This window comes from Glaciecola sp. 33A (assembly GCF_002836745.1).
Taxonomy (GTDB): Bacteria; Pseudomonadota; Gammaproteobacteria; order Enterobacterales; family Alteromonadaceae; genus Glaciecola.
In genome coordinates this window covers 96,382-112,028 of sequence record NZ_PJAR01000041.1, presented here as the reverse complement: position 1 = coordinate 112,028, position 15,647 = coordinate 96,382, and the positions used below count along the sequence as shown (strand labels likewise).

The window sequence follows — 15,647 nt, the reverse complement described above, 5'->3', positions numbered from 1 at the left end:
GTCTTAATTAAAACCGACCAATATTGTTCGGCATCAATATCAAGACCGTCTCACCACAGAGTGACAGTAGCCCGCCTAACACTGCTAAGTTGATAACCACAGTAAACCAAAATATCACTCTAAAGTCTTGTTTTGATGATTTATGTCGCAGCATTTGTTGCGCTAATAAAAATCCGGGCCAACTTCCAAGCAATTCTAACAGGCACAATGCTAACAAGTGCAATGTGCTCTCGGGCGTCCGCCAGACCTGGCGTTTTGGTTTAAATTTATCATGCGCGTAGCAAAAAAAGTCAATCACGTGATAATCTACAGAATATAAATGGTGACCATAACAACAATGAGAAAAGTAACGATGCTCAGCAATAAACAAAAAAAACGCTTTGAACAACAGGGCTATTTGGTCCTTGATGAGTTATTTAGCCAGCAACAAATAAACACGCTAAAAACCGCTGCAGGTAACATTGTCGATGACTTTGACCCACAATCGACACGTTCGGTTTTTTCTACCAAAACTGAGTCTAATACTAACCGCGACGATTATTTTCTTGATTCTGATGACAAAATACGCTGTTTTTTTGAACAAGATGCATTTTCACCCGATGGCAAATTACGCCAAACTAAAGCCCTTAGTATTAATAAAATCGGTCATGCTTTGCATGTTTTATCACCGCAGTTTGCCGCATTCAGTCAGGCCAAAATAATTGCTCAGATAGCTGAAGATCTTGGTGTCGTCTCACCAGAAATTCGCCAATCAATGTACATATTCAAACAACCTAAAATTGGTGGTGTTATTGGTTGGCATCAAGACGCCACCTACTTTTTTACGGCACCACAGTCGGTAGTGACTTTTTGGTTTGCGATCGAAGATGCAAATATTGAGAATGGGTGTTTGCAGGTCGACAAACAGGGGGCTGACTTTGTACTCAAAGAACAGTTTAAACGTTATGCGGATGATACAACCGAATTGATGGTTCTGAGAAACGTTGATTGGCCAACCCAAGATCGTGCATTACCACTGGAAGTAAAAGCCGGCTCATTAATTGTGTTTAATGGCGCATTACCGCATTTCAGTGAAGCGAATACTTCAAACAAATCACGTCATGCCTTCACATTGCACCTTACCTCGGCTCAAGCCAAATACGATGAGCATAATTGGCTGCGAGCTAAGCCGGTCAGAATACATTCATAGGGTAATCGCCCCGCAAAACCGACGAAGTCAAACCCAGTGCAGTTGGTTTGATTGTTGTCACCGGTATAAAATAGTGTTCTGTTAAACATGTTAAGCCCTTGAGCGATATCTGAACAAGAATGATAAGTCTCAATGAGCAGTCTCGATAATCAGTCTCAATAATCAGTCTCAATAATCAGTCTCAATAATAGCGCGAATAACGCAATGAGTGCTATCGTAAAGGTCATCATCCGTTCACCACAAGAACAAACCTCGTTTATGCTATCAAACATCAAAACCATCATTCGGGATTGGAGTGTATCAGCCACAGTATCTGGCTTTATAGCGGTGCTAATTGGCTTTGCTAGTGCCATGGCGATAGTACTTCAAGCCGGACAAGCGGCTGGTGCGTCACCTCAAATACTGGAATCTTGGATCTGGGCATTAGGTATTGGCATGGGCGTCGGATGCATTGGTTTATCGGCCTACTACAAACGCCCAATTATTATCGTTTGGTCAACCCCAGGGGCAGCCTTACTCGCCACGAGTTTAATGGGCGCAACGATAGAGCAAGCAACCGGTATTTTTATCTTCGTCGCTATTCTTTCAATTGTCGTGGGGGTAACCGGCGCATTTCAGAAGCTCACCTCCTACATTCCTTTGCCTATTGCGTCAGCTCTTTTAGCCGGCGTACTTTTTCAGTTTGGCTTACAGATTTTCACTTCGTTTGCCCTAAACCCGCTCCTCGTTGGTATTATGCTGGGGATTTATCTACTCACAAAACGAGTACTACCTCGTTACGCTATTGTTTGCGTATTTCTAGTTGGCATCATTATCACTACATTTCAGGGCCAGCTTGCTACTGAGAACCTAGCTTTCCAACTAACAACGCCTATTTGGGTAACCCCTGAGTTCGATATTAATTTGTTGATTGGTATCGGCATTCCGTTATTTATTGTCACCATGACATCTCAAAACTTACCAGGCATTGCTGTGCTCAAAACCAGTGGATATGAAAAACAATCTATTTCTCCTATCCTGACTGTCGTTGGGGGAATCAACCTAGTACTCGCTCCGTTTGGCGGCTTTACATTCAATTTGGCCGCGATTACCGCCGCGATTTGCACCAGTGACGAAGCTCATCCCGATAAAAACAAACGCTATATTGCTGGGATTGCGGCGGGCATATTCAATATTATTGCGGGTTTACTAGGCGCTGCTGTAGTCGCTCTTTTTGCTAGTTTTCCTATAACTTTCATTTCGGCCTTAGCAGGCATCGCATTACTGGGCACCATAGCCAATTCATTAAATACGGCTTTTGTCGAACCTGTATACCGAGAAGCAGCCCTCGTGACTTTTCTGGTGAGCGCTTCGGGTATCTCATTTTTTGAGATTGCGGCATCCTTTTGGGGTGTAGTATTCGGTCTTATTGTGTTCGCTTTTCGGCGCATTAGGCACTAAATTCAACGGTGATTAAGTAAGTTATAGTGGATAAGCAATATTGTATTACCTTTACAGTAGCGAGCTAAAAGCTACTGAGGCGGCTATTTAGTCCATTTTTCAGTTAAATGACCAACAAAGTTGCATGGCCGATACGTGCTATTAATTTGTTTTTCAATAATGTGATTCCATGCTGTTTTACAAGCACCGGTTGAACCAGGAACACAAAAAATCACGGTATTATTAGCCAGTCCAGCCAACGCTCGAGATTGGATAGTTGACACCCCAATTTCGTCTAAAGAAATAGATCTAAACACCTCACCAAAACCTTCAACATGCTTATCAAATAACACTGACATTGCTTCAGGTGTAGAATCGCGGCCCGAGAAGCCAGTACCCCCGGTCGTGACGATGGCGTGAATATTTTCATCCGCAATCCAAGCTGAGGTAACGGCACGTATTTTATAAACATCATCAATCACTATTTGTTTATCCGCAATACGATGACCAGCCTCAGTCATTGCCTTAACCAAGTAATGACCCGATGTGTCGGTTTCTTCGTTGCGGGTATCTGAAATCGTCAGTACTGCTATATTTAAATAGGTTTGTTCGCTCATTATTTAATTCTATATACTGTTACTTGGTCGATGAGTATACCCTAAATGCCAAACGCATTTTCTACAACGATTTTATACAAAAATAAACCCAAACGTTAAGTCAATGTAATTAAAAGGAAGCGTCTACTTTGTTAAAACGAGCAATGTGTAATAAATGCGAATACCCGCTTAGAACCTGTGTTTGCTCGGCAGTTAGTCAGATTAAAAATAAAATCGAGGTGATTATTCTTCAAGATAAAAATGAAGTGAATGATGCCAAGAACACCGCCCGTTTAGTGGCATTGTGTTTGACTGATATCAGCATTATAAAAAGCGACGATATCGCGAGATTGACTCAATTACAGAATTCCTGCTTATCCGATCCAAGGTCCTTTGCACTATTTTTCCCGTGCAATAACAGTCAGGCATTTGAACACCATTTTGCGAGCTTACAAAACAACAACCTTGGCACCAGCACCGCAGTTAAACATTTACTTTTCATTGATGGCACGTGGCGTAAAGCAAAACGCCTTTATTTACGTCACCAATGGCTACAAAGCCTACCCAGCTTTCACTTCAACGAACCGTTGGAACGAAGGTATCGTATCCGCAAAACCAGCATTAATAATGGTATTTCGACACTTGAAGCGGTTGCATACGTGGTCTCAAAAACGGACGACATGCCGAGTAAGCCATTGTACGACTTATTTGAAAAAATGCAGTCCTTCTGGCCTTCGAATTAATACAGTGCTCTTTTGAAGGTGCTTGCACATAGAGGTTACAAGGCACCAGCCTCTAACGCTATCTAGCAACTCAATTTAGCTGGTGACTACCTCAAACTTGTCAAGTCGGCTCCCCTCGCTTGATGGATTTATATTTTACACACCTCAGCTTTCCTAAATTGCCACTGACTGATGGCTAAACCACTCAATATTAGAGCAAAAGAAAGTAACTTCATTGGCGTAATATTTTCATTATAAAAAATAACACTGCCGATTAGACCAAAAATTGGGGTCAACAGTGTGAAGGGGGCCATAGTTGATAGCGGATATTTAACGGTAAGTCTATTCCAGATCCAATAACCGAGCAATGTAGTGGGATAAGCCTGAAATAAAATTGAAAAACAAATATCTGAATTGAGCTGTGTAGGAAAATCTATAAAGGGCTGAGCGCCTTTTGATATATAAGCAAATATGATTAATGGTAAAGGTGCAAACAGCATGCCCCATACGCTAAATGCGAATACATGTTGAGTTTTTGAACTTTTAACAATATATGCCAGCAAACTCCAACTACATGCAGCAATTAGGGCAAGGGGTAGCGCTTTCAAGGGAACAGAGCCATCATCAACTAAAAGGCTTGCCAGCAGGCCGCCAACAGCAAAAAAAGCGCCAATAATTTTATTGATAGTAATGTTTTCCCGTAGCAAAAAGTAGCCTAAAGCTAAACTGGACATAATACTCATGTTCATCAGTAGGCCCGCCATTCCAGCTGACACACCAAGAGTGATAGACCATACCATCATTCCCCAAACGCCCAATCCAAAAACGACGCCATAGGCTATTAGATACTTGAGTGCCTCAGGGGGTTTGCGAATAAAGAAAATGGCAGGAAAGACTGCAAATGTAAAACGCAGCGCAGTGAGCAATATAGGGTCCATTTGTTCCGCTCCCATTTTGATTGCAGAAAAATTGAAACCCCATAAACACATTAACGCGATACTGATTAAGATATCTTTTTTGGTCATTAAACACCCTTACATTTCGAAATATCCAATAATTAGATAGCATATTATGGCTTGATTCAAAAAAAATAACAGATACAATATATTATAATTAAAAGAGTACAAAAATTTGTATAAGCAAATTGTAACCCATGAAATATAAAGCCATTGCTAAACAATTTATTGCTGATATTCAAAGTCAAAAGTTACGACATGGTCAGCGCCTACCATCCTTGCGACAGCTGACAAAACAGTTAGGCGTTAGTATGACCACAGCTCTAAACAGTTACCGAAGTCTGGAACAAACTGGGTGGGTTGTGACCCACCCTAAATCAGGTTTCTTTGTTTCAACACCACTTAGCCACAGTGATATCCCGATACAACCGCAGTTTCGAAGTAGCGCAAAAAATATATCAACCATCAAGGAGTCAGGTGGCTACCAAAATGGTGTTTTGATATCTGGCCCATTTGGGATAAGTCAGCTATGCCCCGCTCATATACCGTTGTTGTCATTACAGAGGAGCATCAAACGCACAGTAAACCGGGGGGACATGTTGCTGCATAATTATCCTGATCCACAAGGTATTCATGAACTGCGTCTGGCCATAGTAGAGCATTTTATTGTTAGTGGATTTACCATGGCAGCTAGCGACATTTTTATCAGTATCGGCTGTATGGACGCAGTACGCACCGCATTATTGGTCACCACTAAACCCGGAGACGCAGTTGCAGTCAGTTCACCTTGTTTTAGTGGTTTACTCAAATTACTTTCCAGTATGTCCCGCAGAGTGGTTGAAATCCCTTGTAATGTTAGCGGACTAGATTTATCGCAGCTTGAACACAAATTCAAAAATAAGGAGGTTACAGCAGCATTATTCAGCTCCTCCTCTATGAACCCACATGGGATCAGTTTGTCAATCTGTCAAAAGCAGCGACTCGCCGCTCTGGCCAATAAATATCGGTTACCTATCATAGAAGACGATATTTATGGTGAGTTGGGATACGACACTACCTTTGCTCTCCCGGTAAAGCATTGGGATACAGATGGATATGTACTTTGGTGCTCTTCAGTATCCAAGACACTCGCGAATGGACTGCGAATAGGATGGTGTAATGCCGGTCGGTATCTTTCAGCTTGCGTTGACGTATCCGCTACCGAACGTTTAGGCCAAAATGGCCTCATGCAGTCTAGTTTGGCCGATTTTATAAATTCAGGTCAATATCGAAAGCACCTTCAATATATTCGCAAAGTACTGCTAAGCAATGCTTGTGCATATCGACATATACTATTGCAGAATCTACCCAAAGGTTCAGCTGTCAGTATACCCACCGGTGGCCTTGTCCTTTGGATCCAAGTGCCTGGACTGGATAAGATTAAACTGAAAGCGTTTACTGATAGCGCACGAATTGATATCACCCTTGGCGCACAATTTACGACACGAAACCTATATCAAGATTGCTTTAGACTCAACATTGCGTGGGAGCTTTCCCAGATGCACGATCCAAAACGCACAGTAGAGCAAACCTTACTCGAACTTATAACTGGTGTGCGTAATAGCGTCTTTGATGATCCCATCGGGGCCGTTTATACGAAAAATACTGAGCACTAAACGTACACTAATTTCAGCTATCCAGGTGTTAGAAAAATATCGTTCCTTATATTGGATTGCACCTTGCTAAGACCATGATGAATGTTACTTGTGAGCCGGAGCAATATTATAATTTATGTTATACACTTCTTTTAATGCATTAATAATCTCAATTATGCCATTGTATGTGAAGATAACGCGGCCACTTTTTAGTAAATGATGGTTCCATCAACAAGGGAGTAGTGATATTAAAAGTCTACACAAAACCAAAATTACAGCTCTTTAGACAGCACTTTAGACAACACCATAGATAGTACCCTCGTATCGTATTACTATGGCAATATTAGAAAACTGTTTTACCCATAAATTTATTAATAGGCGTATATTTTTGCATTCACTTTATCCCAAAATTGAGCCATTTGATCAACAGCACCTTAACCGAGGTTCTCTTCATCAAATATACATTGAGCAGTGCGGCAACAAAAACGGCATTCCTGTTGTCTTTTTGCATGGTGGACCGGGCGCCGGCTGCAATGAACAACATCGTTGTTACTTCGACCCCGCTATTTATCATATTATTTTGTTCGATCAACGGGGCTGCGGTCGTTCCAAACCACAGGGCGAATTAAACCAAAATAACACCGCGGCATTAGTAGAAGATGTTGATGCTATTCGTCAACATCTTGGGATTAGCCAATGGTTAATCTTTGGTGGCTCGTGGGGCGCAACTTTAGGCTTGATTTATGCGCAGAAATACCCTGAACGCGTCTTAGGCATGATCTTGCGGGGCGTTTTTCTAGGCCGCCCACAGGACATCGACTGGGCATATAGCAGCAGAGGCGCGGCTCAACTATTGCCGCAGGCTTGGCATAATTTAATCGAGAGTTTGCCCGTTGAACTGCAACAAAAACCACTGCAACACATTTACCAACAGTTGATAAATAGCGACGAAACGATAAGCAGGGATATGTTCTTTAGACTCCAGCAGTGGGAGTCAGCGATATTAAATATTCAGCCATACCAACCTCCCGGTGAAGGTTCTACCATAAATAAAAACCCAGCAATAATACAAATTCATTACTCAGTAAATAATTGTTTTATCGATCAAAATCCTATTTTGAAACAACTTGATAAAGTGCGGGATATTCCGATGCAAATTGTACACGGGCAGTATGATTTTGTTTGTCCAGTAGAACAAGCGTGGCTGCTGTCACACTATTGTCCAAAAGCTCAATTAAGCGTGATTAATACGGCAGGACATCTGGCTAGTGAGCCGTTAATTATTGATGCATTGATTGCAGCCACTATCGCTTTTTATGAACAGTTATCGGCTCAGCATTAAAAAATTCGTCCCATATATTAACGATACTCCGTCTAAAGTATGATTTCTTTCAATTTGTGCCTGAATTAAGGTAAGGTTTCGATTTAATTGTACTAAAAGAGGAATGATTATGTGGACTAAACCAAAATTTGAAGAGATGCGTTTAGGTTTTGAAGTTACAATGTATATCAGCAATAGATAATACATTTTTAAGAATAATGCGACCTTCGGTGACACTATATCGAGGGTCTTTTTATTTTATGCAGGGAAATTATGCAAATTTTAGTTTTAGGATCGGCCGCTGGTGGTGGATTTCCGCAGTGGAACTGTCACTGCTCAAATTGTAGGGGATTGCGAGCAGGAACCATTAAAGCGACACCTCGAACACAATCGTCTATTGCTGTCAGCCCAGACGGTGAAAACTGGGCGTTAATTAATGCCTCACCTGACATTCGTCAACAAATAAACCAATCTCCACAATTATGGCCTGCGCAAGGGGCACGTGGCACTAATATTCGTGGCGTAATTCTAAGCGATAGCCAAATTGACCACACCACCGGTTTGATAACACTACGCGAAGGCCTACCACTAGACGTCTACTGTTCTGACGTTGTGTACGAGGATTTAACCTCCGCGTATCCGCTGTTTACTATGCTTAAACATTGGCATGGTGGTCTCACATTTAAACCTATCGGGTATGAGCAAAAAGATGTATTTAATGTCGACGGTGTTGAAAATATCGAGTTCGTCCCAGTGACTATTGAGTCAAATGCGCCGCCTTACTCTAAGTACCGAGACAAAGTGGTTGCAGGTAACAACATTGGACTCAAGATTGTGGATACAACCAGCGGCAAATACCTTTTTTACTTGCCTGGTATAGTCGAGAGCACACCTGAAGTCGAGAAAATATTAGCCAATGCGAGCTGCGTATTAATTGACGGTACGCTGTGGCTTGACGATGAAATGATTGCTCAAGGCGTGGGCACTAAACTTGGATCTCAAATGGGACATATGCCGGTGAACGGTGATTTTGGCACTGTCGCATTACTCAATAAATTTGATATTGAACGCAAAATTTTAATCCATATCAACAACACAAATCCGATCCTCAACGAAGAATCGCCGCAACATCAATTTGTATTAGACAATGGTGTTGAAATAGCCGTTGATGGCATGGAAATAACAATATAATCGCGTTTGATTAGTCAACCGGGCGAATAATTCAGACGACAAGCTTCTTAATGAGGTGGTATTACAAAAACAGTCAGTTAATACTGCATCATCGTTGTCATCGCTAAAAATAAACAAGAATGTGTGTTGGGTACGTAACCTAAAATACTCAGAGGTACTTTACTTATGAAACAACCGTTGACCATAGCGCAATTTGAAGAACAGCTTCGCGGTAAAGGCGAGCTTTATCATATTTATCATCCATTCCATATTGCCATGCATAAGGGCGAGTGTACTCGCGAACAAATTCAAGGTTGGGTAGCAAACCGTTTTTACTACCAAGCCAGTATTCCTGTCAAAGATGCTGCCATTTTAGCCAATTGCCGCGATGTAGAAACCCGTCGTTTATGGATCCAACGAATAATAGATCACGATGGTGATGCAGAAGATAAAACCTTAGGCGGTATTGAAGCTTGGTTACAATTAGGTGAATCCGTAGGACTAGATAGACAAGACATACTCGACGAGAAATTCGTCTTACCCGGCGTGCGCTTTGCTGTTGATGCCTATGTGAATTTCGCTCGAAATGCCACGTGGCAGGAAGCCGCTTGTTCTTCACTTACAGAAATGTTTGCGCCAAAAATACATAAGAGCAGATTAGAAAGTTGGCCACAAAACTATCCTTGGATTGAGCCACATGGATTGCAATATTTTCAGATGCGATTGTCACAAGCAAGACGCGATGTTAGTCATGGCCTGAGAGTAACCCTAGAACACTTTGCAACACGCGATGAACAAGACCGCGCATTAAATATTCTACAATTTAAACTTGATATTTTATGGACCATGCTCGACGCTATGACCTTAGCCTATCAACAGGACCGCCCGCCTTATAAAGGCTTGATAGCTGAACCAATTTACCATAAGAGGATCCTCAAATGATAAATTCGTCTCTACAGCCTAAGATCAATCCCATGTTCCGACTGCAATGGGAGCAAGTACAGGAATGCTACGTATTATTATATCCTGAGGGAATGGTGAAGCTTAACGGCAGTGCGGGAGAAATAATGCAACTTATCGACGGTAACAACAAAGTTGTTGATATCATCAATACATTAAATGATAAATTTCCTGACGCGGGTGATTTAACTGAAGATATTTACGAATTTTTAAGCGCTGCAGGTGAAAAAAAATGGCTTTATTATGAACAATGAAACCCAAACTAACGTTGGGCCACCCCTTTGGTTGTTGGCTGAACTGACTTACGATTGTCCGTTGCATTGCCCTTACTGTTCCAACCCGACGGACCTTGGTGATACAAAAGATGAACTCAATACACAGCAATGGCTAGATGTATTTACCCAAGCCCGAGCCATGGGTGCAGTGCAACTCGGTTTTTCAGGTGGCGAGCCTCTATTGCGCAAAGACTTAGAGCAAATGGTTAAACACTCAAGAGAATTGGGTTTTTACACTAACTTGATCACATCTGGTATTGGTTTAACCGAAAAGCGTATTGCTAAGCTAAAAGTAGCTGGCTTGGATCATATCCAGATTAGCTTTCAAGGTGCTGATCCTGAAATGAACGATATTATTGCAGGACGCGGTAATGCCTTTGAGCAAAAATTCAAAATGGCGCAGTCGGTTAAAGAGCAGGGATATCCGATGGTGCTCAATTTTGTTATTTCAAAACAAAATATCAGCCAAGTTGAAGATATCATGCGCTTAAGTTGTTTGTTAAAGGCTGATTATGTCGAACTAGCGACGGCGCAATATTATGGTTGGGCATTTGCTAACCGAGATCATCTGTTACCTTCACAAAAACAGATGGTAGATGCCGAAAAAATCGTAAATGAATTTCGTGATAAACAAAATGGTAAAGGACCTAAGTTCTTTTTCATAACACCTGATTACTTTGAAGATCGTCCCAAAGCATGCATGAATGGCTGGGGCAGTACGTTTTTAACCATCGCACCGGATGGCAGTGCGCTACCGTGTCATAGTGCCAAAATGTTACCGCTGAAATTTCCTAATGTGAAAAACAAATCTATCAGCCATATTTGGCAGCAAGATTTTGCTTTTAATCGTTTTCGTGGTGATAGTTGGATGCCAGAGCCTTGTCAAAGTTGTGATGAGAAAGAAAAAGATTTTGGCGGCTGTCGTTGTCAAGCTTTCATGATGACAGGTAACATGGATGCAACCGATCCTGTGTGCAGTAAATCGCCTGATCATCATCTAGTTCAAGAAGCGATTGAACTAGCAAAAAATCCGAAAGAGCCGATTTTCGAAAGGGTAAATCAACGTACTTTTAAAGGCGAGGATATTGTTCGTATAAAATTATGACCTTTTACCGGCACGCTTGCGGTTTATTACAACATAATATAACCGCAGAAAAAGGCTTTGGCGCATTAATTGTGGTCGACACTCCCGCATTAGATGACAGTGGTGTTAGCCACGCGGTTGAACACTTAGTCTTTCGTCGCAGTGCGGCTTTTGCTCAACCTGAATCTCTATTTCAGTTGACCGCACTGACCGACTTGTCTATTAATGCCTCCACCCACAGCAATAAAACCTACTATCATTGCCACAGCCAGTCCCTGCAGACTTGTTTACTAGGACTAAACTATTTACTTAATGGTTTACTCGCGCCAGTCTTCGTTGCACAAGATTTACAGCACGAGATTTACCATGGCGATTGTTACGGCGTCATGCACCGAGAACTGAGTTTTCAGCAAGTCCATCAGCAACGTGTTATTGATCGCAGTGATACGTCGGAGAAACGCTGTTATCAATATGGCGGTGATATTGAGCTCATCTCGCAATTAAACCAACAAGATGTGACTCGGTATCATACAACATATTATCAAGCGCATAAGATACAATTAATTACCGGCAGTATTGAGTCCACGTTAGTTGCCTCAATACTCGAATCGATTAGTTACACGGACCAAGTCGGTGCACCTTACGTACCCAAATCATTACCGAAAAATAGTCATTATGAAGAGGATAAACAGTTATTACGTTGGTGGATTGATAGCCAGTTTTACATATATTTTTCAAGCAACTACGAAAAATTAAGAGTATTGATTAGGAGCTACGACAGCGAATTAGTATTGCCTCAACTTAATCTAAACAACAAGCAACAATTTGCGCTTGACGTTATTGCCCCCTTTGACTGCTGTGAAAAAGCATTGTCTGGTGCTTTAGATTCTTATATTTTAAAAAACACTGAAGAAATAGTCACTAAAGGAAAAGCACAACAGCATAAATTTTCACCTGAAATCATTCAACTATTCAATTACTATGCAGCACGCAATCCAGACTCCGCTATGAATTTATCCGCTAAATCTAAGCAGCACACAATACCCGCTGTTGGTCGCGGTAACGCTTATCTTCTGCAAAAACAACCCATGATCAAGCAATTCAAAAACACTAAAGCAGTATCGTTATTAGCGGTTAAAAATAAAGTGCTAAAGCAATTAACACCGCAGTTAAGTGAGGATAAATATCAGCAAAGCGAATATAAACATCGTCCCTTACCAACAGTATTTACACCTTTATTACTCGAGGCTAAAGAAAAACTAAACCAAAACCCTATAGCCAAGGTATTTTGTCAGGACCACTGTCTTATCCTCATTAGTATTAGTCAGGAAGAAATGGAGCTTGGCATACTCACTAGCTTTATTATGAACGCATACCCCACATTCCTTTCCTCTCGTACACAAGGACACTGCTACGCTATTGCCAGTCACTACATACCAGAATATCGACACCTTGTTTTTTATAGCGCCTTTGATGTAGCTCCTAGCCTCAAGTTAACAATAATAATAGAGGCGCTGCAGATGCTTAGTCAGGACCTACAATTCATCACCTCATGTTTACCCTTAGCCAAGCGTAAACTTGCAAATGCTGATATTAATGATATTTCAGTTCAGGAAATTGCCCAGTTTATTTCGAATACTATCGCTACTAATCATGTTGTTGTAGTTGAGGATAATTAGCGACAGCGTTATAGTTTGGTAGACCCTTGATTAACTTAACAACAATGCTTGCATTTTTTAGTACTTTTTTTATAATGTTTGTCAGCTAATCCATTGTGTTTGCTAGCTAAGTTATAGCGTACGTAGAGCTAATAATAATCTTTATTAAATAGATTGCATCATCAATTAAATGCACCAAGCCAAGTAAGAAAAACCTATCCAAGCAAAAATATAATCAACACTACAGACAGTTAAAAAAGGAATATGGATGAAACAGTCAGCTAGCATGCACAAACACGAGGGTAAGTTAGGGTCATACAAAATAGCCCTATTGCTGTGCCTAATAAGTTTAGCCGGTCTTCTTTTATTTCAAACACTCGGGTTCATTGCGGCTAAAAAACAAAATTCAAATGTACAAATGGCGACTGAAGTTAGCCCCAAACACACAGCGGTAGTTGCGAGTACTGTGCTGATGACACCGTCGATTTTGGACTTTAGTGCTACGCAGCAAGCAACGTTGATCAGTCAGGGTAAACTTAGCTCAACTGAACTCGTTTCAGCCTACTTGACTCGCATTGAAGCTATGGATAGAAAGGGTCCGAGTCTTCAGTCGATATTATCACTTAATCCGAATGCGTTAGGTGAGGCAAAACAAAAAGATGCTGAGGTTGCCCAAGGCAAAACACTGGGTCGTTTGCATGGGATCCCGATACTGGTTAAGGACAACATTGAAACCAGTGAGTTACCAACAACGGCCGGGGCTATTGCTTTGGCCGAAAACAACACCCAACGTGACGCACCTATCATTGCTAGATTAAAAGCCGAAGGCGCAATCATTTTAGGCAAAACCAACTTGTCACAATGGGCAAACTTTCGCTCGACCGAATCCATTAGTGGGTGGAGCGCCTTGGGTGGTCAAACTCGCAATCCACACAGCCTTGACCGCTCTCCTTGTGGCTCATCTGCGGGTTCAGGCGCAGCAATCGCGGCTCAGTTTGCGTCTCTAGCTATCGGTACAGAAACCAACGGCTCTATTATTTGCCCTGCTGCAATGAATGGCATTGTGGGCGTCAAGCCGACGGTCGGGTTATTATCACGTACTCATATTGTGCCTATTTCAGTAACGCAAGATACCGCAGGTCCCATGACACGTTTTGTTGAAGACGCTGCACTCATGCTGTCCATTATGGCAGGTACTGATCCTGCAGACCCTTATACAAGGCTTGCGGACAGCCGCAAGCGTGACTACACAAGTGACTTAGACAAGCCCTTAAAAGGCAAGCGTATCGGCGTTTTTACTGCGGTACAAGGTAACCATCCAGCAATCATTAGTGCATTCGAAGCATCGGCGAAAACCATGCAAGCTTTAGGTGCAGAGCTAGTGATTATAGATAACTTTGAGACGCCTGAAGAGTTTTGGGATAAGGCGCTCAATGTCTTGCTAAGCGAATTTAAGCATGAATTAAACCTCTACTTGGAACTAGCAGCGCCCGCAGTAAAAGCACGAACCTTAGCCGACTTAATTGAGTTCAATAAAACCAATAAGCGCGAAATGGTGTTATTCGACCAAAGCCTGTTTGCACAATCACAAGCAACCACTGGGTATGACGAAGACTATTTCAACACAGTCGCCTTTTTGCAAAACTCGACTAGAAAACAAGGGATTGATTTACTACTCACTAAATACAACGTCGATGCGATTATGATGCCCAGTCGGAATCCTGCATTCTTAATCGACCCCGTTTTTGGCGATAACTTTACTGGCGGCAGTGCAGGTGCAGGTTGGTTGGCTGCCATTGCGGGCTATCCGCACGTCAGCGTTCCCATGGGTGCAATGAAAGGATTGCCAATCAACCTTAGTTTTATGGGAAAGGCTTGGGACGAATCACTATTATTAAATTTAGCGTATCACTATGAAAAAGAAATCAATGCGATAATTAAACCTGGTTTTGCCAACGGCGCATATGACACATCTTATTTTGAAGAAGCAATGCGACCTTTGAAGAAAAATTAATAACTGCTTATTAACAAGTCTGTCAGACTAAAATAACAGTGAACTGGTTAAAAGCGCATAAAAAAAGCTGCTCATAAAGAGCAGCTTTGTTCAATTTAGCTTAAATTTTGCTTAGCGCAAACTATGCCGCTTTCTGCATCCAAGCTGAACACCAACCTTTAGCATTCACTAGTTTGCCTGGGAAAATTCCGCATGGACGCCATTCTTGGCCGTCTTCACCTTGTATGTACTGGCAATTTGAACAGTAGTGGCCCTCTACCGCCGACTCGTGGACATATTTTAACGCGACGGCAGTGGGGTCATCTAATTTAATTTGCTCTTGTGCATTAGCGCGCAATGCAACGCCGCCAAGAGTTAAACCAATAAGAGTAGAGCCTGATAATTTTAAAAAGTCACGACGATTAACATTGTTCATAGTGCGTATCCCAATTTGTAGACGAAAATAGAAATGATTCTCTTTTACACTACCCCTAAAATGCAAAAACTCGCCAAGTAGAGGCGAGTTTTTAGGGATAGCGAAGTTTTTTTACTTCACATTACACTTATACACAAAAAATGTAGAGTCATCCAGTTAAATTATATAAATATGCTATTTTTGATCTCTCGTTTAATCAGTTTATATGTCTACAACCACCATGTTAACTAATCG

16 protein-coding genes are annotated in these 15,647 nt (G+C 41.7%); 12 read left to right on the top strand and 4 right to left on the bottom strand.

All coding sequences use genetic code 11. The features are described from left to right. Nucleotides 1–7 precede the first annotated feature (7 nt). A complete protein-coding gene (locus CXF81_RS12105; RefSeq protein WP_232771906.1) occupies nucleotides 8–298 on the bottom strand; it encodes a DUF1294 domain-containing protein in 291 nt (96 codons plus the stop codon). Between the two features lie 54 nt (nucleotides 299–352). On the opposite strand from CXF81_RS12105, the gene CXF81_RS12100 reads away from it, so the two are divergent. Beyond that, nucleotides 353–1,189 carry a phytanoyl-CoA dioxygenase family protein gene (locus tag CXF81_RS12100; RefSeq protein ID WP_101181605.1) on the top strand — a complete coding sequence of 279 codons (837 nt, stop codon included), beginning with the start codon at nucleotides 353–355 and terminating at the stop codon, nucleotides 1,187–1,189. A 258-nt stretch (nucleotides 1,190–1,447) separates the two neighbouring features. Next, on the top strand, nucleotides 1,448–2,629 hold the full coding sequence (locus CXF81_RS12095; RefSeq protein WP_101181734.1) for a benzoate/H(+) symporter BenE family transporter: 1,182 nt from the start codon (nucleotides 1,448–1,450) through the stop codon (nucleotides 2,627–2,629). A gap of 83 nt (nucleotides 2,630–2,712) precedes the next feature. Here CXF81_RS12095 and moaB read toward each other — a convergent pair whose 3' ends face one another. Beyond that, nucleotides 2,713–3,225 (bottom strand): molybdenum cofactor biosynthesis protein B, encoded by a 513-nt coding sequence (gene moaB / locus CXF81_RS12090; protein ID WP_101181604.1) that lies wholly within the window; start codon nucleotides 3,223–3,225, stop codon nucleotides 2,713–2,715. Nucleotides 3,226–3,353: 128 nt separating this feature from the next. On the opposite strand from moaB, the gene CXF81_RS12085 reads away from it, so the two are divergent. Beyond that, nucleotides 3,354–3,947: a tRNA-uridine aminocarboxypropyltransferase gene (locus CXF81_RS12085; protein ID WP_101181603.1), complete on the top strand. Its 594-nt coding sequence runs from the start codon at nucleotides 3,354–3,356 to the stop codon at nucleotides 3,945–3,947. Between the two features lie 128 nt (nucleotides 3,948–4,075). Here CXF81_RS12085 and CXF81_RS12080 read toward each other — a convergent pair whose 3' ends face one another. After that, a complete protein-coding gene (locus CXF81_RS12080; protein ID WP_101181602.1) occupies nucleotides 4,076–4,951 on the bottom strand; it encodes an EamA family transporter in 876 nt (291 codons plus the stop codon). Between the two features lie 128 nt (nucleotides 4,952–5,079). Here CXF81_RS12080 and CXF81_RS12075 point away from each other — a divergent pair, with 128 nt between their 5' ends. The 9 genes from CXF81_RS12075 to CXF81_RS12035 all read left to right on the top strand — a co-directional run bounded on the left by CXF81_RS12075 (nucleotide 5,080) and on the right by CXF81_RS12035 (nucleotide 14,998). Then, nucleotides 5,080–6,537, top strand: coding sequence for a PLP-dependent aminotransferase family protein (locus CXF81_RS12075; protein ID WP_101181601.1), 1,458 nt, complete (start codon nucleotides 5,080–5,082; stop codon nucleotides 6,535–6,537). A gap of 367 nt (nucleotides 6,538–6,904) precedes the next feature. Then, complete coding sequence (gene pip / locus CXF81_RS12070; protein WP_101181600.1) at nucleotides 6,905–7,858, top strand: prolyl aminopeptidase; 954 nt, start codon at nucleotides 6,905–6,907, stop codon at nucleotides 7,856–7,858. 109 nt (nucleotides 7,859–7,967) lie between these two features. Beyond that, nucleotides 7,968–8,039 carry a pyrroloquinoline quinone precursor peptide PqqA gene (gene pqqA, locus CXF81_RS20705; protein WP_081585846.1) on the top strand — a complete coding sequence of 24 codons (72 nt, stop codon included), beginning with the start codon at nucleotides 7,968–7,970 and terminating at the stop codon, nucleotides 8,037–8,039. A 71-nt stretch (nucleotides 8,040–8,110) separates the two neighbouring features. After that, nucleotides 8,111–9,028, top strand: coding sequence for a pyrroloquinoline quinone biosynthesis protein PqqB (gene pqqB, locus CXF81_RS12060; RefSeq protein WP_101181599.1), 918 nt, complete (start codon nucleotides 8,111–8,113; stop codon nucleotides 9,026–9,028). Nucleotides 9,029–9,193: 165 nt separating this feature from the next. Then, nucleotides 9,194–9,949 (top strand): pyrroloquinoline-quinone synthase PqqC, encoded by a 756-nt coding sequence (gene pqqC, locus CXF81_RS12055; protein WP_101181598.1) that lies wholly within the window; start codon nucleotides 9,194–9,196, stop codon nucleotides 9,947–9,949. Beyond that, on the top strand, nucleotides 9,946–10,221 hold the full coding sequence (gene pqqD / locus CXF81_RS12050) for a pyrroloquinoline quinone biosynthesis peptide chaperone PqqD (protein WP_101181597.1): 276 nt from the start codon (nucleotides 9,946–9,948) through the stop codon (nucleotides 10,219–10,221). The genes pqqC and pqqD overlap by 4 nt, the downstream gene beginning before the upstream one ends. Further along, nucleotides 10,211–11,347, top strand: coding sequence for a pyrroloquinoline quinone biosynthesis protein PqqE (gene pqqE / locus CXF81_RS12045; RefSeq protein ID WP_101181733.1), 1,137 nt, complete (start codon nucleotides 10,211–10,213; stop codon nucleotides 11,345–11,347). The genes pqqD and pqqE overlap by 11 nt, the downstream gene beginning before the upstream one ends. Further along, nucleotides 11,344–13,005: an insulinase family protein gene (locus CXF81_RS12040; RefSeq protein ID WP_101181596.1), complete on the top strand. Its 1,662-nt coding sequence runs from the start codon at nucleotides 11,344–11,346 to the stop codon at nucleotides 13,003–13,005. Before pqqE ends, CXF81_RS12040 begins: the two co-directional genes overlap by 4 nt. 247 nt (nucleotides 13,006–13,252) lie before the next feature. Beyond that, on the top strand, nucleotides 13,253–14,998 hold the full coding sequence (locus tag CXF81_RS12035) for an amidase (protein WP_101181595.1): 1,746 nt from the start codon (nucleotides 13,253–13,255) through the stop codon (nucleotides 14,996–14,998). Between the two features lie 121 nt (nucleotides 14,999–15,119). On the opposite strand, the gene CXF81_RS12030 is transcribed toward CXF81_RS12035, so the two are convergent. Then, nucleotides 15,120–15,413, bottom strand: a complete 294-nt coding sequence (locus CXF81_RS12030) for a high-potential iron-sulfur protein (protein WP_006014034.1) — start codon at nucleotides 15,411–15,413, stop codon at nucleotides 15,120–15,122. Between the last annotated feature and the right edge of the window lie 234 nt (nucleotides 15,414–15,647).